16 protein-coding genes and 1 CRISPR repeat array are annotated in these 18,188 nt (G+C 54.7%); of the genes, 4 read left to right on the forward strand and 12 right to left on the reverse strand.

The genetic code is table 11. The features are described from left to right. A partial coding sequence (locus VH413_16790) for a hypothetical protein (GenBank protein HEX3800354.1) occupies positions 1-662 on the reverse strand: 662 nt, incomplete at its 3' end. Positions 663-1,022: 360 nt separating this feature from the next. On the opposite strand from VH413_16790, the gene VH413_16795 reads away from it, so the two are divergent. Continuing rightward, positions 1,023-1,895, forward strand: coding sequence for a ThuA domain-containing protein (locus tag VH413_16795; protein ID HEX3800355.1), 873 nt, complete (start codon positions 1,023-1,025; stop codon positions 1,893-1,895). A gap of 407 nt (positions 1,896-2,302) precedes the next feature. On the opposite strand, the gene VH413_16800 is transcribed toward VH413_16795, so the two are convergent. Together VH413_16800 and VH413_16805 are read right to left on the reverse strand one after the other, a co-directional pair. Continuing rightward, entirely contained in the window at positions 2,303-2,494 is a 192-nt protein-coding gene (locus VH413_16800) for a hypothetical protein (protein ID HEX3800356.1), read from the reverse strand. 822 nt (positions 2,495-3,316) lie between these two features. Continuing rightward, a CRISPR array of direct repeats spans positions 3,317-3,936; the repeat unit is 36 nt; unit sequence CTCTCCGCACTAAAAAACGTGCGGCCTCGTTGAAGC. A gap of 285 nt (positions 3,937-4,221) precedes the next feature. Further along, a complete protein-coding gene (locus VH413_16805; protein ID HEX3800357.1) occupies positions 4,222-4,425 on the reverse strand; it encodes a hypothetical protein in 204 nt (67 codons plus the stop codon). 83 nt (positions 4,426-4,508) lie between these two features. Between VH413_16805 and VH413_16810 the strand changes: the two genes are divergently transcribed. Further along, positions 4,509-4,886 carry a helix-turn-helix domain-containing protein gene (locus VH413_16810; GenBank protein HEX3800358.1) on the forward strand — a complete coding sequence of 126 codons (378 nt, stop codon included), beginning with the start codon at positions 4,509-4,511 and terminating at the stop codon, positions 4,884-4,886. A gap of 79 nt (positions 4,887-4,965) precedes the next feature. Here the strand turns inward: VH413_16810 and VH413_16815 are convergent, their stop codons facing one another. Together VH413_16815 and VH413_16820 are read right to left on the reverse strand one after the other, a co-directional pair. Further along, positions 4,966-5,751, reverse strand: coding sequence for an SGNH/GDSL hydrolase family protein (locus tag VH413_16815; GenBank protein HEX3800359.1), 786 nt, complete (start codon positions 5,749-5,751; stop codon positions 4,966-4,968). Positions 5,752-5,823: 72 nt separating this feature from the next. Further along, positions 5,824-7,500: a beta-xylosidase gene (locus VH413_16820; GenBank protein ID HEX3800360.1), complete on the reverse strand. Its 1,677-nt coding sequence runs from the start codon at positions 7,498-7,500 to the stop codon at positions 5,824-5,826. A 170-nt stretch (positions 7,501-7,670) separates the two neighbouring features. Between VH413_16820 and purH the strand changes: the two genes are divergently transcribed. Further along, positions 7,671-9,221 (forward strand): bifunctional phosphoribosylaminoimidazolecarboxamide formyltransferase/IMP cyclohydrolase, encoded by a 1,551-nt coding sequence (gene purH, locus VH413_16825; GenBank protein HEX3800361.1) that lies wholly within the window; start codon positions 7,671-7,673, stop codon positions 9,219-9,221. On the opposite strand, the gene VH413_16830 is transcribed toward purH, so the two are convergent. From VH413_16830 to VH413_16860, 7 genes are all read right to left on the reverse strand, one after another. After that, the gene (locus VH413_16830; protein HEX3800362.1) at positions 9,222-9,611 is read right to left on the reverse strand and encodes an FHA domain-containing protein; all 390 of its coding nucleotides are present in this window, start codon (positions 9,609-9,611) and stop codon (positions 9,222-9,224) included. An 8-nt stretch (positions 9,612-9,619) separates the two neighbouring features. After that, the gene (locus VH413_16835; GenBank protein HEX3800363.1) at positions 9,620-10,270 is read right to left on the reverse strand and encodes an SLBB domain-containing protein; all 651 of its coding nucleotides are present in this window, start codon (positions 10,268-10,270) and stop codon (positions 9,620-9,622) included. A gap of 43 nt (positions 10,271-10,313) precedes the next feature. Continuing rightward, entirely contained in the window at positions 10,314-12,485 is a 2,172-nt protein-coding gene (locus VH413_16840) for a polysaccharide biosynthesis tyrosine autokinase (protein HEX3800364.1), read from the reverse strand. 76 nt (positions 12,486-12,561) lie between these two features. Next, entirely contained in the window at positions 12,562-13,872 is a 1,311-nt protein-coding gene (locus VH413_16845; protein ID HEX3800365.1) for an outer membrane beta-barrel protein, read from the reverse strand. Between the two features lie 337 nt (positions 13,873-14,209). Next, positions 14,210-14,956: an ABC transporter ATP-binding protein gene (locus VH413_16850; protein ID HEX3800366.1), complete on the reverse strand. Its 747-nt coding sequence runs from the start codon at positions 14,954-14,956 to the stop codon at positions 14,210-14,212. 14 nt (positions 14,957-14,970) lie between these two features. Continuing rightward, positions 14,971-15,753: a hypothetical protein gene (locus VH413_16855; GenBank protein ID HEX3800367.1), complete on the reverse strand. Its 783-nt coding sequence runs from the start codon at positions 15,751-15,753 to the stop codon at positions 14,971-14,973. 52 nt (positions 15,754-15,805) lie between these two features. Next, complete coding sequence (locus VH413_16860) at positions 15,806-16,594, reverse strand: LysM peptidoglycan-binding domain-containing protein (protein ID HEX3800368.1); 789 nt, start codon at positions 16,592-16,594, stop codon at positions 15,806-15,808. Between the two features lie 318 nt (positions 16,595-16,912). Here VH413_16860 and VH413_16865 point away from each other — a divergent pair, with 318 nt between their 5' ends. Beyond that, on the forward strand, positions 16,913-17,806 hold the full coding sequence (locus tag VH413_16865; protein HEX3800369.1) for a cation diffusion facilitator family transporter: 894 nt from the start codon (positions 16,913-16,915) through the stop codon (positions 17,804-17,806). Positions 17,807-18,188: the final 382 nt, after the last annotated feature.

Genomic DNA, 18,188 nt, shown 5'->3' on the forward strand with positions numbered 1-18,188 from the left:
CCGGTGTTGATTAAATAATTGGTATTTTGTACGTTATAAGTCTGTATCGTGCCGTTGTCCACGGACTTCCACAAACCCGCATTGACGATAATGCCGCCGCCGATCTTGGAAGGGGAATTTCCCGCCCCGTAAAGAGTGCCCGACCAAATCACTGTGCCATAATTGGTCAGAGTCGCGGTATTGGAATAACCAAGCGCATAATTGTTCTGGGCAAAGAAAATTGTGTTGGAAAGACTCAAGATTCCTCCGGCCTGAACGGTCAATGCCCCCTCCAAATCTTCTCCCGACAAGTTTAATACGCCACCCGCAGCCACTGTGAGTGAACCGCTGATCGTTCCGCCGTTCCCGTCGAATACTCCGTTCGGATTGATGATACTTGTATTGGTCAAAGAAAGCCCATTCGCAATCAAAGTCTGGGTTCCGGTCTGACCGCCGAGAGTCAGGCGATCCAGGGTGATGCCGATATTGTTGGTTGAACTGTAAGTGCCGCCGCCGGTGATGATGACGTCATCACCGTTCGCCGGAACTTGGTTCGGGATCCAGTTTGCCGCAACGCTCCAGGAACCGCCTGCCAGGTTCGTCCAAGTGAGCGTGGCTGATTTTGCGATGCCGCCTCCAAGAAAAAGAATTAAAAACAGCGATTGAAAAGCACGTAATTTCAAGATTGTCCTTCCGATAAGAATTTAAAAAACCCGGATGCAGACAGCCACTCCAAGAGTGCCATTGGTTAAAGCTTTTTTACAGTGGACTGTCAAGCGACATTCGCATGTCGCAGAGCATTGGGACGCATCTTATCGCTGCTCTTAAAATGGCGTCAACCGGTCGAAGTGCAGAGGGCCATCCGTCTTATCCACGGGAGCGCACGCGCCGTCGCCAGCCACATCTTTATCCGCCTCTATCCCCATTTATACCCGGCTTCTCGACGACTTCCCGGCAGGCAAATACGCCGAATCTTCAAAAGCGTTTATAAGATCAAATATTCCAAGCTTGTATAGCTTCGACTTAGTCATTAATAAAGCGGCATGACCAAGCCTACTCCACTCAACCCACTTATCTCCTTTTTTGTATCAGGATTGCTCCTGCTCACCTGCACCGTTCCCGCCACCGTTTTTGCCGCACCGAATCCTTTGAAAGTTTTACTGATCGCCGGCGGCTGTTGCCATGATTACGCCGCCCAGAAGGACATCCTCAAAAAAGGCCTCGAAGAACGCGCCAATGTGGTCGTTGATCAAATTTACACCGACGACTCCAGCACCAGACCCATGCTTCCCATTTACGGCAACCCAAATTACGCCAAAGGCTATGACCTCGTCATCCACGACGAATGTGCTGCGGACATCAACGACCCCGCAATCGTCCAGGGCGTGCTCAAGCCCCACCGCGAGGACGGCATCCCCGGCGTCAACCTCCATTGCGCCATGCACTGCTATCGCATTGGCAACCCCAACGATCCCGTCACCCTCGGCACACCGCACGGCTACTGGTTTGAATACCTCGGCTTGCAATCAAGCGGACACGGCGCGCAACTGCCCATAGCCATAGATTTCACCGCCCCGTCCAATCCCATCACCAAAGGCCTGACCAACTGGACCACCATCCACGAAGAACATTACAACAACATCCACATCTTCGACACCGCCACGCCACTCGCGCACGGCTATCAAGTCGTCAAGCAACGCGACGGCAGTCCGAAGACTAACGATTTCGTCGTCGTCTGGACCAATCAATACGGCCCGAAGAAAACCCGCGTCTTCAGCACCACCATCGGACACAACAACGAAACCGTCTCCGACCCGCGCTACCTCGACCTCGTGACCCGCGGAGTCCTGTGGGTCACCGGTCATCTGAACGAAGACGGAACCCCAGCGGCAGGTTACGGCCCGGGTGGGAAATAAGCCCCGTCATCACGAAGCGCAAATATTTTTGTGAAGTTTTAATTTGTAACAGTTGCGTGGGAATAATTTAGAAATGAGCAAGCCGATATTATTCAGGAAGCCATTAAAAAATGACATTTGCCGATTTTTTTAAAATTGCCACGCGTAACCCCGACGGTTCGGCTAATCCACCCTATGGCTACCAGTCCCGTTTGGCAGGCAACGATTCTCGCACTGTTTGTCGCTCTCAACTAATTGATATTCCGACAGGCCTCGGCAAGACTGCAGCCGTCGTCCTCGCTTGGCTTTGGAATCGTGTTCATCTTCAAAATCCAGCGTGGCCGCGTCGGATGATTTACTGTCTGCCAATGCGGACGCTCGTGGAGCAAACTCAAGACGAAGTTCAGAAATGGCTCAAAGCTCATGGCCTAGATTGGGATAATAAACCGGAAAACCGCCGAGGAAAAGTCGGTGTTCACATCCTCATGGGCGGTGAGGACGGCGGCGAGTGGGACATCCACCCCGAACGCCCCACCATCCTCATCGGCACCCAGGACATGCTCCTCAGCCGCGCCCTCAATCGCGGCTATGGCACGAACCGTTACCGCTGGCCAATGCACTTCGCGCTTTTAAATAATGACTGTCTCTGGGTGATGGACGAAACCCAACTCATGGGCGTCGGCGTGGAAACCAGCGCCCAACTCGACGCCTTCCGCCACGATCGAAAAATGCCCACCATCGGCGCGTGCCCCACCTGGTGGATGAGCGCCACCCTCGAACACACGCGACTCGCAACCGTAGATCATCCCAAGCCCGAAGGCGGCTGGCCCACGGAAAAATTGAGCGACGCCGAACAAACCGCCGGACAACCGCACAAACTCATCACCGCGCCAAAGAAACTATCGCCCGCTTCGTCGCTAGACGAAGAAGCGCCCCTTGTGCTCAACTCCTCCACCAAAAACGATTACCCCAAGCGACTCGCCGACCTGATCGCCTCACGCCACCAACCCGGCACACTCACCCTCGTCATCGTAAATCGCGTTTCGCGCGCGCGCGAAATTTATCAAGCCCTCACCACCCCCAGCAAAGGCAAGCCCGCCCCCCACGATCCACCCAAAATCGCGCTCATTCACTCGCGCTTCCGCCCAAAGGATCGCAAAAAGCACACCGACATCCTGCTCGGCGACCCTAACACCGAAAGCGACCGCATCGTCATCGCCACCCAAGCCGTTGAAGCTGGGGTAGATGTATCAGCGCGCCTACTCATCACCGAACTCGCCCCGTGGTCCTCCCTCGTCCAACGCATCGGCCGCTGCAATCGCCGCGCCGAATTTACCGACGCAGAAGTGCTCTGGGTGAACATCGAGCCCGACGCCAAAGGCGAACTACTACTCCCCTACACGCAGGAAGAACTCGACACAGCCCGCGCCGCCATCACTCCCCTCTCCGCACTAAAAAACGTGCGGCCTCGTTGAAGCGACACTAACAACAGCCCTCCGCCGCCTACGCCTCCTCTCTCCGCACTAAAAAACGTGCGGCCTCGTTGAAGCCTATCGCACGGACGTTTGAACTTGTAAACACGTTTTCCTCTCCGCACTAAAAAACGTGCGGCCTCGTTGAAGCAACCATTTCACTACTTACCACCCCCGGCAAAGAAGCGCTCTCCGCACTAAAAAACGTGCGGCCTCGTTGAAGCGTCGGCTGGAAGAATGAAGTTGCAATCGCCTTTGGAACTCTCCGCACTAAAAAACGTGCGGCCTCGTTGAAGCGAGCGGAATAAATCCAACTGATTGCGCCTTGATGAAGCTCTCCGCACTAAAAAACGTGCGGCCTCGTGAAGCCATGCAAGCTCGTATGTCCACGGCGCGCAACTATCGCCTCTCCGCACTAAAAAACGTGCGGCCTCGTTGAAGCGACGGTTTATTTAGGGTCGCTCGATATCGTCAATCATTCTCTCCGCACTAAAAAACGTGCGGCCTCGTTGAAGCCGGCTGTCTGCGCGTAGGTGTTCATGGTGCGATTTTTCCTCTCCGCACTAAAAAACGTGCGGCCTCGTTGAAGCTGCGTTGCCTTTGCGCTCTCCGCGTGTGGCGGGTTTTTAGATTCTGTACATCGGCGACCGCGGCCAACAGTTGATCGCAGGCGGTTTCGTATTCAGCGACCACGGAACTGGCCACCTCTTTATTCGGTTTGACATTCGCGGTGCTGGCCTTGCCGGGCGGAATGACTCCTTTGGCCAGCGACGTTATGACTTTGCCAAGTCGGCTATTCATAATACGCAAATGGTCAAGCGTCATCCAGACCGACCAATAGCGGCTGCTGTCCTCCAACCCGCGCACCCGCTCAATCAGCACGCGCCGGCTGGCTGATTCCTCATCGCAAGCACGGGCCAGCTTTTGAATCGCATGCCGTTCCTGGTTAAAATGTGCGTTAAGGTCTCACGATTTCCTTTGAAGCGTCTCCACGCGAACAGAAGTTTTGCTACAAAAAGTTCGCTTTTGGGCAGCCCGGCGCCCGGCGCATCAAGTTTTGGTTCCTGTTGTTCATTCATGGTTTAAACGATGCCACATCACTTGTCTTTTACAAGTAATATTACTTGTGGAATGCAAGTGTTATGAATGTTAATGTTGGAACATGAAAATGAACAAGACCGCCAAACCGCACAAAGCCAGCCCCCTGCCCCGCCGGTCCCCCTGCCCCGTCGCTTGCTCGCTGGATCTTTTCGGCGACCGCTGGACGCTGCTCATCATTCGCGATCTTTTCCTGGGGCGGACTCGTTTCCGCGATTTTGCAAATTCGCCCGAAGGTATTCCGACCAACATCCTGAGCGACCGGCTCGAACGGCTTCTTGAGCAAGGCGTCATCGAACACATTCCGGCGCAGGATGGCACCAAGCGCCTGGCTTATAAGCTGACCAGAAAAGGCAAGGGTTTGGGGCCCGTGCTGGAAGCGATGCGAGATTGGGGGCTGGCGTGGAACAAGGATGCGCGAGCAATGCTGGCGCCCAAATAGGACTTTTCTTTAAAGAGAAAAGTGCGGACGCCATTACTGCGCGGCGCACACGGGGCTATGACGAAATATTCGCGGCAGATTATTTTTTTCCAGCGGCCGTCCGAAGCCAATGCAGCGCCATCAGTGATGCTCCCGGTGGTGCGGGATGCACGCCGTCCTTCAGCCAAAAATCAGGCGGGGCATACTTGGCAGCTTCGTCGAAAATGGATTGATACGGGATGAACGTGGCGTGAAAAGTGTCCGCTACGCGTTTTGCGGCCCGGCGATAACCGTCAAATTCCGGGAACCATTTATCGGTGACCGCACCGGTTCGCAGCACGAACGGCTCGCAGACGATCAACTTCACTTTGGGCAGCGCCTTGAACGTGCGCGTCAGCAATGCGCGATAATCGCGTTCGTAGATTTCCACCGTGCCTTGATATTTGCCGGTGATTGTGTGCCAAATATCATTCACGCCAATCAATATGCTCAGCACATTCGGCTTGAGGTCCAGGCAATCCGCATCCCATCGGTCGGCGAGTTGAAAAACCTTGTTGCCGCTGACGCCGCGATTAAAAACGGTCAAGTTGTCCTTGGAACGATCCACCAGCAATTCCAATCCGGCCATGCCCGCGTAACCGTTGCCGAGGCAATCCGATGTGTTGGGCTTATCGGCCGCTTCATGCTTGCGGCCCATGTCAGTGATGGAGTCGCCTTGGAAAAGCACGACGTCATTTTTGGCGATGAGCGAACGCGGAGAAAACAATCCGGCTTGCGCGCTCGCAGGCGCCAGCGTGGCAAGCCCGGCCGCACCAGCAATGGCCGTCGAAGCTGTGAGAAATGCGCGGCGATTCAATCCTGCCGGCGACGACAAATTATTTTTCATAGAGGTGCGATCAGTTAAACGCCAATCGCATGGATTGAAAAGCGGAATGTGAAGACTTCACCGGTCGTCAATCTAATCCCACTTGAGAACCAGAAGTGCGACCGCCTGCCGGGGAAGCTTTAGTTGGATGGTCGCACGACCGTCTTGCGTCGTAATTTTTTCCGGCGCGCCGATGGCGGTGAGTTTTCCGGCTTTTTCGAGTTGGGCGTATTGTTCCGGCGTAGGTTCTTGCGGCGAACCCAGGCGCTGCCATGCGGTGTAGGAATTGGCGTGGTCATTGTCTATGCGGTATTGCGTGAGTGTGGCGTGAGTGACGGAAGCCGGAAGATGATCGAGCTTCAGCGCCACCGCCGCTTCCGGCCCGGCAACATCGTCATCGTGATAATGCCACGTGAGAACGGTGAGTTGGTGCGTATCGAGGGCGGCGAAAGCGGACACATCAGGCGTCTCGCGGATACCGTGCTGGCGGATGGTCTGGGCATCAAAGCCAGCGCTGCTGGTGACCGCGATGCGTTGACCGCTCATTTTGCTGAACATGCGGAAGACATTCAGCACTGGCAAATCCAGCCCGTGACTCGCCAATGCGCGAAAGCCTGCGAAGTACGGTTGATCCTCAAATTCAAATGCCCAGGTCAGCGCGCCCAAAAGATTCACGCCATGCTCGGCGGCAAGGTCGTATTCACGCGGAAAGCTCGCGGCGGTGTAACTGGAATACATCGTTCCGTTGCGGTAGGCATCGCGCGGCTCGCGGCAGGCGGCGCAACCTTCGGGATCAGATTCGCCAATCACGATTGGTGTTTTTTTGTATTCAGGAAACGATGCGATGACCGCGAAAGCGTCGTTGATATTTCTAAATTGATTCGCCATGCCCATGCGCACGTGGTCATTGGTGAAAACGGGTGAACCCTTGGCGTGAAAGGAAATAAAATCCAGCGGCGCGCCGATCTTGCCATCCACATAATTGGTGCCGCGCGCGCAATGCTCGAGAAATTCGCGAAGAAATTTTCCTCCCGGTCCGCCCGCTGTCTCGGGCCCGCCAACTCGCGCAGAAGGCAACGCTCGGCGCACCCCGGCAACGGCGTAATCGTACAGCCGAAAATAATCCGCGTGCGAACCGTGCCAGTAGCCGATGTTTGGCTCATTCCAAACTTCCCAATACCATTTCGCGACTTCGCCCGCGCCATACTTTTCGACACAATGTTTCGTCCATTGATACGCAAGCTCGCCCCATTTCGCATAATCTTTTGGCGGATAAGCCTGGCCGGCCTCCACGGGCGCGCGTTCGTTGGCTGGCGGATCGTGCGGATAATCCTGCGGATGCGTGCTCAATGCTTCCGGCATGAAACCAAGTTGCGCGTATGGCTTGAGGCCGCGTTCGAGATAAGTGTCGAAGATGCGATCAACGATGGTCCAGTTGTAAATGGGATTGCCATTCGTGTCCTCGCTGTAAATGCCGGTTGAACTCCACTTGAGCGCGGGCGCGCCGTCGCCGCTCGTCAGCAAGTGATGACAACGAATGTAAACCTGCGGCGCGCCAAGCTGGCTAAGTTCAGTGAGAAGTTTTTTGCCATCGGTCATGTAAGTGTAATTCGCCTCGTCGTAGCCGAAGAATCGCCAGATGGGCGTGAGTTCTCCGCGAGGCTGCGCGGCGTCAACGTGGATGGTGACGGGAAATTCGGCGGGATCGGCGGCGAAAGTTTGCTGGAGAAAAAAAGACAGGGCCACGAGGACGGCGGCAAATTTTTTCATAGGATCGCCGACAATAAAATAGACTGGCGCAAATGGCCAGCGGCGTTTGGCCGCGCATGCGAAAATAGCTGAATTTTTTGTTCGTGAATTTGGGTCATCTCTCGAGAAATCGGGTCGAGAAAATATTTGCCGATTGACTCCGTGCGGCGGTTTGGAAAAGTTAGCGGCCTATGGCAAAGATTCAACGCGCGTTACTTTCGGTGTCGGACAAAACCGGGCTTATCCCGCTGGCGCAATCATTACTCGCCGCCGGTGTGCAACTTATTTCAACCGGCGGCACCGCCAAAGCCCTGCGCGATGCCGGGCTCGCCGTGATGGAATTGAGCGCATACACCGGTTTTCCCGAAATGATGGATGGCCGCGTGAAAACTTTGCATCCCAAAATTCACGGCGGACTCCTGTTCATCCGCGGCAACGCGCAACACGAAGCGGCGGCGAAAACCAACGGCATCGAGCCGATAGATCTCGTGGTGGTTAATCTTTATCCGTTCGAGCAAACGGTCGCGAAGCCCGGCGTGAAGTTGCATGAAGCGATTGAGAATATTGACATCGGCGGACCCTCGATGTTGCGCAGCGCGGCAAAAAATCACGACAGCGTGACGGTGGTGGTGGACCCGGCGGACTATGCCGAGGTCGGGCGGCAGATTTCCGAGTCGGGAGAGGTGACGCTGGAAACGCGCCGCAAATTGGCGGCCAAAGTTTTTGCGCGCACGGCTCAATACGACGCGGCGATCGCAACGCATCTGGCGAAGGAATTTGAACCTGCCACGGCGGCGCTGCCGGCATCGCTCACGATCCAGGCGCCGCGCGTTCAAGTGCTGCGTTACGGCGAGAACCCGCATCAGGCGGCGGCGCTTTACGGACGCTTTTCCGATTATTTCCAGCAGCTTCACGGCAAGGAACTTTCCTATAACAACATTTTGGATCTTACGGCGGCGGCAAGTTTAATCGCGGAATTTGAAGATGAACCCCCGACGCTCGCGATCCTCAAGCACATGAACCCTTGCGGCGTGGGACAGGGCGCAGAGTTGCGCGAAGCATGGGACAAGGCGTTCGCCACGGACAAGCAAGCGCCGTTTGGCGGCATCATTGCCGTGAATCAACCGCTCGACCTGCCCTGCGCGGAAGCGATTGCCGAAATTTTTAGCGAAGTGATCATCGCGCCGGATTTCAGCGCCGAGGCGCTCACGCTGTTGCAGAAGAAAAAAAGTTTGCGGCTGTTGAAAGTGTTGAAGAGTCCGCTGGCGGCGCAGGCGCGCGATATTCGCAGCGTGGGCGCGGATTCATTTCTGTTGCAGGAACGGGACCTGAAGACCACGGGCGCGGGAGATCTAAAAATTGTCACCAAACGGCAGCCAACGGCGGCGGAGTTACAGGCGATGCTTTTCGGCTGGCGCATCGTCAAACATGTGAAGTCAAACGCAATTCTCTACGCGGCGGCGGACCGCACGCTGGGCGTCGGGGCAGGACAGATGAGCCGGGTGGATGCCAGCCGCATTGCCGTATGGAAAGCCGGCGAGGCGAAGTTGCCGCTCAAAGGCAGCGTGGTTTGCAGCGACGCATTTTTTCCGTTCCCGGACGGCTTGATCGCGGCAGCGGAAGCGGGTGCGACGGCGGCGATTCAACCGGGCGGTTCGGTGCGGGATGCGGAGGTGATCGCGGCGGCAGATGAACGGAATCTGGCGATGGCGTTCACCGGCACGCGCCATTTCCGGCACTGATCAGGGAATCAGGCTATAGATAAGACAAAATTGCGCGATGACGATGAGCACGAAAGCCGCCCACGTCAGATATTCGCGCGGGCGCAAACTTTTCTGGCGGGTTTCGCCAAGCCAGAAACGGATTTTTAGAGTGCCGATCTCGATCGAGTCGCCGTTGCGCAGAACCGCTTGCTGAAACGGCTGGCCATTGATGGCGGCGAGTGCGGACGGATGGGTGTTCAGGACGAAACCCGCGGCGGGATCGAAGAGCAGTTCAAGGTGCTTGTCCCAGACGCCGTCATCGGCTAACTGCAGATCGGCTGAAGCGGAGCGTCCGATTGTAAAAGGAAAATGGCGGGCGACCTTTTCGGTGCCCGCCATTTTGCCGGAAACAATTTTAAATTGGACCATTCAAGATTTTACCACCAGCGCTTGTGAACGTAAATCCGGTCGCCGGGGTAAACTTCCTTGTCGAGTTCAGGATGGCCATTCAAGGCGCGCCCGCAATTCACGGTATATTTTTCGCCATTGGCGTGGGTCACTTCCACGCGGCCCTTGTTGGCAAAATCAGTGAAACCACCGGCGGTATCAATGCCGCGTGTCACCGTCATGTAACCGGTATAAGCCTGGCGGCTGGGATTGCGCACTTCACCACCGACGGAAAAGAAGCGGTCCGCAGTTTTGATGCTGACGGTGAGGTATTTGAAATATTGCGGGACGTAACGGTCACGGATGTCCGCTTGCAATGCACCGATGGTCTTGCCAGCCGCCTGAAATTTCTGATTCAGGATCAAGGTAATGGAACCGTCTTCCTTGATGCTGTCATCAATCGGTGGAACCGACGTCGGCAAATCGGCAAATGTAATGGTGATGGCATCGCCGACATGCAGCAAGTCACCACTGGCCGATGGGGCAGCACCAGACATCGCGGGAGTTCCCGCTTGAGCAGCTTGATTATTTTGACTCAGCGGATCGTATTTATAAGAAGAATCCGTAGTCTCACAACCCATCAAACAAATTCCGAGAAACAAACAGGTCAACCCGGCAAACCCACGCCCAAAAAATTTCATAGATTCCATGCTTGGCAAAACAGTCAAACCGTCATTACTGCGATTAATACTTTTTATTGATGTCCACGCGGGGCTTTTCAGCAGTTCCAGCACTGCCATTGGCGCCCAACGCGGGATCCGTGTCATCGTTCTTCGAATAATAGTCGTGATAATAGCCGCTGTAGTAGTAGTAGCTTTCATCCTGCGACATATTGATGTTGTTCAACACGATTCCGATCAGGTTGCCACCGACCTTCTCGATCAGTTGCTTCGCGCGGATGTTCATCGGCTGCGGGTAGCGGCGATATTGGATGACCTGGAGAGTCATGTCCACTTCGCTGGCCAGGATGGAGGCATCGCTAACGCCCATGATTGGCGGCGAATCGAAGAACACGAAATCATAACGCAACTTAAGTTCGTTGATGAGATCCTTCATCTGTCCCGAACTCAAGATACCGAGCGAACTGCTGGGCAGCTTTCCGCTGGCCATGAAATCAAGGGCGGGCAATTTGCTGGTCTGGATGACTTCTTCGAGCGTGTTCTGTTTCAACAGATAGTTGGTCAAGCCCAGGTTGTTGGAAACACCCATGAGTTTATGCAACGTGGGACGGCGAAGGTCGGAATCAACCATGAGCACGCGCTGGCCGCTTTGCGCAAACACCGTCGCGAGATTACAAACCGTGGTGGACTTACCTTCACCGGCGCCAGCGCTGACGACCGCCACCGTGTTCAGTTTATCATCCTTGCGGGAAAACAATAGATTCGTGCGCAACACGCGATACGCTTCCGCGTGCGGACTCTCGACGCCTTCTTCCACGAGATAGCCGACGTTTTGTGGAATGACACCGAGCACGGGCGCTTGCAGCGTCCGCTCGACATCGTCAATCGTCTTGACGCTGGTATCGAGATATTCGATGAAGAACGCGAGACCGATGCCGACCACCAAGCCGATGATGATACCCAAAGCTATATTCAGGGGCTTATTGGGACGTACGGGACGCTGACTGGTTTCAGCGCGCTCGATGATCTGCACCATCGTCGTCTTCGGCATCTTGAGATCAACACTTTCCTGGAAGGTGCGCAAGGCGAGCACTTCACGGAATTTGCGGAGGCGATCCAATTCAGATTTGGCCAGATAGTAAGGGCGAGTCCGTTCGGCAGTATCAATATCCTCAGCCTTGGCGCTGTCAACTTTGGCCTGGGAATTCGTCACGACCGCCTTCAATGAAGCAACGCGCGTTTCCATCGCCTGCATGATGCCGTTGACGCGATCATCAATTTCCTTGTCCAAACCCGCCTTCAATTTGACCGCGCGTTGAACTTCGGGATTCTGATCGCCATAATCACTTCGCAAAGTGATGAGGCGCGATTCGGTTTCGAGAGAATTTTGCAGCAACTGGGCCAGAATAGTATCAGGAGCGGCAGTCGGAATGGTTTGAATGAGTTCGGCGCTGGACAGTTCTTTGAGCTTGTCCAACATCGTTTGTTCACGGATGTAAACCGCCTCGCCCTCGATCTTGATCGAGTTATAATGAATCACATCCATCGGCCCCAAAGAGCCGGGCTGCGAGGTATTTTGAGGATCATTTTCAACGACATGCAAGTCATTGCGCAACTTGTCAACCTCAGCCTCCTTGGCGGTAATTTTGGTGTCTTGAACATCTAATTCTTTTTCAAAAGCTTTGATGCCACCCATCGTCAATTCCGTGCGGACTTTCTGGCGATAATCATAATAGACATCGGCAATTGCGTTGGCTATGTCGGCGGCTTCCTTTTTATCGTCACTGAAGACAGTGATATCAATGATACTGGTGTTGCGAGAGGGACGCAGATCAATCATGCGCTTGAGCGCCGTGCGGGTATCAGTCGTCTTGAACTTGGTGTCAGAATTATATTTCTTCTGCCATTTTTCGTTCAGGTTGAGGCGGTCAATGACTTCATCCAGGACGATTTCGGACTGGATGACTTCAAATTCAGTCTGAATGAAGTAAGGATCATAGACGCCGCTGATATTGCGCTGCCCATCCACTCCCGCGACGTCGGTGGAATCGCGCTCAAGTTTAATGCGGGCCCGGCTGGAATAGGCTTCGGGCAGGATGAAAGTGACGATGGTGGCAGTGATGACCACGAGAAGGAACACTGCCAGAATAACGGTCTTGCGGATGCGAATGATGCGCCAATAATCAAGAAAGTGAAGCTTGGCTTCGGGCGCATTAGTGGTTTTTAATGGATCCATACGTCGTCAAAAAAACAGGGGCTAGATCATGTTAGCCCAGCCCCTGTATCGTCATCTGTTTAAACAAACCTGCGGCTTAATAAGACGCAGTCACACCGATATAAACACGGTTACGATCGTAACCACGGCCCGGAACATCCGAACTCACGAGGTCGTAATTGTATCCGGTTTCGGCAGAGAAATAATGGGTGAATTGATAGCTGAAATTTGCGCCAAACAAGTAATATTGATCGGCTTCGTTATTGAAAGTGCTGCCGCCTTCATATACCGAATTCTGATATTGCGCCGTCAAAGAAGCGACCAACTTGGGCGACAGGAATGACAAGGTTTGGTTCACGGAACCATAAACCGTGGATGATTCCTGATCCTGCGTCAAAGACCCATTGGCATTGGCAGCAACATCTGTTTGATTTCTGGACTGGCGGAAACCAACCGTGAGCGAACCAGTATCAATGTATTGATAGCTCAAGCTCAAGTCAGCAAATGGCCCGATACTGGCGGCACCAGTGTTACCGGTCGGAAGCCGGTCGGAATTGTAATAATCCGAAATTTGAACGCCCGCGCGTCCGGAAAAGGTCAAATTAGGGAAGAAGCTGTGTTCCACACCCAAATAAAGATTATGGGTAAAATTATTGCGCAACTGCGGCGATTCTTGAATAGGCGGCACGAATCCCGGAGTCAAATTGCCACCACGGAGATAATCCACCCAGAGCAACTGATAACCGGCAATGAAAGTCGTTTCCGGCTGCACCATCCAACGGCTGTTGAGCGTGAAAGTCTGCTCCACGCGATTCAGCGAAGTGGCATACGACGGGGTATTAACCGTGCCCGGAGGCAAGGCCCCGGTATAATCGTAATAGCTATTGGCATAACCAATCACGAAGCTGAGCAGGCGCGACACGCCGAGATCATAATTGAGCGCAAAATTATTGTGAATGTTATCGCCATTCGCGCGAACCGGCAGAGTGATCGCCCCACCGCCCGCGAGCACTTCCGGCTCCTGCGAAACGATGAAACTTTCCTCAACGTCCATCTTGTTGTGCTCATCAAATGCGTGGGTGAAGGCAAGCTCAACGTCATGGCTCTGGTCTGCTTTATCGCCAGGGCGATCTTCAAAATATTTCAGCGAGTAGGTGTAGCTCGCGCTGAGGGTGGTTGGACCGTCGGACCAACTAACCGAAGCTTGCGGGCGTATTTCATAACCGAAGCTGCTTCTTTTGCCGATCGAACCGTTGGGCTCGGTATTATAATTACTGTCGTAGAAACCGCGGAGCGTTGCGGAAACACTCCAAGGCTTATCGGCACCGGCAGCCCAGTCAGCCCGGGCGGAATAAACGCCTACTGCGCCGATGGCGAGCAGACTGGCAGAAGCAATAACTTTCTTCATAGTTTTATTTTAGTTAATCATTGGCTCGCAAGGGAGTTCCAACAGTAAAAGCAAAAGAGTTTTACTTGAGGAACTTGCTGACTGTCAAACAAATCTTCATCTTTTTTTCAGATATTGAGTCACGGTTAAACCTGGGTTTTTCTGGCTTCTACCAACTCAAGGTGCGCCCTTGCTGGAACGGACCCGCAGCTTTTCCAGACACCGTTTTCCCCATGCTGCTCGTGTTTCTTTGCCACAGCACGACCCACTCTCCGGGAAAAGGCTTATGTCTATTGACCGGCAAACTCAATTTGCGTTCAAAGCCCATCGCAAATTTCTGCGCGACAAACCCCGTGGCTCAGGATGCGCTGACCGTTTTGCCGGCTTGCTGCGCAGTCAGGGTGAGAAAGGTTTGCTCCAGCGCACCCGAGCCGCCGCTTTGTTTTCGCAATTCTTCCCGCGTGCCCAGCGCGACCAATTTGCCCTGATGGATGATGCCGATGCGGTCGGCCATTTCTTCCGCCACGCTTAATTGATGCGTGGAAACGAAAATCGTCGTGCCCTTGAGCGAGCGTTCCTTCAAGACATCCTTGACTACGCGCGCGTGCTGGGGATCGAGGCCAACCATCGGTTCGTCAATGACAAACACCTCGGGATCATGCAGCAACGCCGACACAATCGCCACGCGTTGGCGGGTTCCGTGCGAAAGGCCTTCGATGGGTTTGTTCACGAAAGCTTCCAGCGAAAATCTTTCGATGAGATCGTGGGCGGCGGATTGGATGCGCGCATTGTCCATCTGGAACATCTGGCCGGTGAAACGAAAAAATTCCCACGGCGTCAGTTTTTCGTAGAGGAACGGAAAGTCCGGCACGTACGCCAGGCGGCGGCGCGCTTCGAGCGGATGCGTCTGAACATCGTAACCACCCACGCGCGCGCTACCCGAAGTCGGCTTGATGAGTCCGGCGAGGATTTTGATGGTGGTGGTTTTGCCGGCGGCATTGGGCCCCAGCACGGCGAAAAATTCCCCGCGCGGCACGACGAGATTGATGTCATTGACGGCGGTCAATTCGCCGAACTGTTTGAAAAGGTGGATGAGTTCGATCATGGTCGCGGCGCCGGCTACAGACTGGATATTTGGTCATTGATGAGTTGCCAGCCATCCGGCAAATCCACACGGAGAATTTCGCCCACGCGGCTGACCACGATCAGCATGCGGTAACGATCAAAAATGGAGGCCTCGATGCGATAGGCGCGCACGGAGGTATGGCCCATCGTGACCCAATCGTTGCGCGCTTTCCACGTAATTTCCGGCATCACGGAAAGATCATTGGTGCCGGTCTTCATCGGCAGCGAGCCGAAAGCACCCAGCAGATTCAGCGGTCCCGGCAGATCGAATTCCTGCAATAATGTCTGCGGATTTTCCAACTCCGAAAATTTGAAAACGCGCTCCGTATGCGAACGGCGGCCTTCTTCCATCACCAGATAAACCGTCTGCTCGGACGCGCGCGAATGAAGTTCCCAAACATTTTTTTGCAGCTTCACCCGCAAATGAAAATCCTGCCAGACATCGTTCGTGGAAAGCCGGATTTCAAAATCGAATCCCAGGCGACCAGGCATGTCTTCCAATGCGACGTTGCCTTCGAGATTCAATCGATAGCCGTCGAGCGTCGGCAATATGCTTTCGGGCGACATGGATTCGTCCGTCAAAATTTTACTGGTCGAAAGATCCTGCCCCACACTGGAGGCCCACCGGCAATAGCCAACTTTTTGGCCGTGATGAATCATCTGCAAAGGCGAAACGTCGGAAGCAGTTTGAATTTTTTTCCAAACCAAATTGATTGGCACGCTGCTGCCGACCTGGTTGTGGCCCACGTATTCGGAACGCCACAAAAAATAAGTCATTGTGAGCCAGAATACCGTGAGCACTAAAAATGTAAGGCGCGACAGCATGCAATCAGGGCGCGGGAATATTCAGGATTTGCCCGACATGCAAATGCTTGGGATTCACTTGCGGATTGGCCGCCATCAGTGAGTTGAGGGAGACGCCAAATCTTCGTGCAAGCGCGGCGGGGTTATCGCCGGATTTGATGCTGTAAGTTTTTGGAATGGGATGCGTGCTCGAACTGGGCCCGATATGTTCTGTGTTATGTGGCGTCATCACCACCGGACGCGATGGCGCGGGATTTCTTTCCACCTGTGTTTGCGGAAGCGGCGTCACGTACGCGGGCTCTGGCACGCGCGCAACCGGTGTTCCCTTCATTTGTTCAAGCTGCGATTGCAAGGTCGTCACGTTATCGCGAAGCTGTTTGTTCTCGATCAACACGCGCTCCAATTCCCGTTGCGCCGGCGATGCCAACGGCCCCACCGCCGACACCGTCTTGGCCAATTCCAGTTTGCAACTGTTGATGTGCTGATGCACCACATCCGCCTGATCGGGATGCGCGCTGAATTTGAGATAGCGTTCGTAATGATAAATAGCCGCAGCCGGATCGTTCGCCTTATCTTCGTAAAGCCAGCCCAACTCGAAATGCGCCGAAGCCGACCGCGGATTCACCTCCAGCGCCTTCTCAAAAGAATCAATCGCCCCCTGATAATCCATCTGCCCGACGAGCGATTTGCCATTGATAAAATACGGCTCCCTTTTCTCATCGGTCTGGCTGTCCGAGGCGGGAAAGCACCCGCTCAGGCACCAGCACAGCAAAATCCCAACCGCGCATCGCCGCGCCAAGCCGACATATCTCATGACAACCAAATTAGATGAATCAATTTCAACTGGCAATCTCCTGTTCCATTCCCCACCACCTTCAACACCACACCAACATATATATACGCAAAATAAAAAATCGCCCCACCTTCTTTTCACCACAAACCCCACAAATACCCCCACAATCCCGCGCACCACCCCTAATATTTTGACCATCAATATACTACAATCACAGCCCTCCCCTCCTCACTGAAAACTTTGAAACTTGAAACTGAAAACTTCCCCACTCCCTTCCCTCCCCAAAATACTATTTTGCAAATCCCCCGTTCCATGATTATGTCAACGGCGGCTTATCCTATGGCAATCGCCCGACTCAAACGCGGCCTCCGCGCCACCCTACTCGGCATGGTGCTCAACACCTTCCTCGCCGCCGGCAAACTCGCCGCCGGAATCCTCGGCCATTCCCACGCCCTCATCGCCGACGCCGTCGAATCCCTCGCCGACATCTTCAGCTCCATCGTCGTCTGGCGCGGCCTCGTCGTCGCCGAAGAGCCCGCCGACGAAGACCACCCCTACGGCCACGGCAAAGCCGAAGCCATCGCCGCCGCCATCGTCTCCACCATGCTCCTCCTCGCCGCCGCCGGCATCGGCATGAAATCCGTCCAGGAAATCATCGCCGGCCACGGCCAGGGCCCCCGCGCCTTCACCCTCATCGTCCTCATCGGCGTCATCCTCATCAAAGAAACCATGTTCCGCTTCGTCAACCGCGAGGCCACCACCATCGAAAGCACCGCCATGCGCGCCGACGCCTGGCACCACCGCAGCGACGCCATCACCTCCGCCGCCGCCGCCATCGGCATCACCATCGCCCTCATCGGCGGCAAAGGCTATGAAAGCGCCGACGACATCGCCGCCATCGTCGCCGCCGTCATCATCGCCTTCAACGGCATCCTCCTCCTGCGCCCCGCCCTCAGCGAACTCATGGACGAATCCGCCAAACCCGAAGTTGTTCAAGCCATCCGTCGCGCCGCCGGAGCCATCACCGGCGTCGAACAAGTAGAGAAATGTATGGTACGAAAAAGCGGCCCCCGCTACCTCGTGGACATGCACGTCCAAGTCAACCCCGGCATCACCGTCAAACAAGGCCACGCCATCGCCCATGAAGTAAAAGACCGCATCCTCGAAAAATTCCCCGCCGTCGAAGACGTCCTCGTCCACGTCGAACCCTACGGCGACCAAAAAAAAGCCTGACAAAATCTTCCCGTCCTCCTCCCTCAACGTCAACGATGTTGTGCCTACAAAGCCCAGGGTTGCGCCGTCCCCGGCACTACCCTGGGTCAAAGCCAAAAAAATAAAAACTATATCGAGCAACGCGAGGCGAGCCCAGGCGAGCATCTTCCCAATCACGCCAGATAACCACGCGCCCCCAAACGCCTATCTCTCACCGTCCCGCCGTTGGTATTCGCACCAACGGCACTCAATCGGGGCGAACGGCTATCCAGTTCAATCCCCCAGGCATACATCGCCGGAGACGATCATGGAGAAATAATTGATGTCGCCATTGTCCGTGATCACCACGCCGATTTCGTTCGTGCCATAGTGCAATCGCCCGGGCGACACGCTTTCAAAAGAC

The sequence above is a fragment of the Verrucomicrobiia bacterium genome, assembly GCA_036268055.1.
Classification (GTDB): Bacteria; Verrucomicrobiota; Verrucomicrobiia; order Limisphaerales; family Pedosphaeraceae; genus DATAUW01.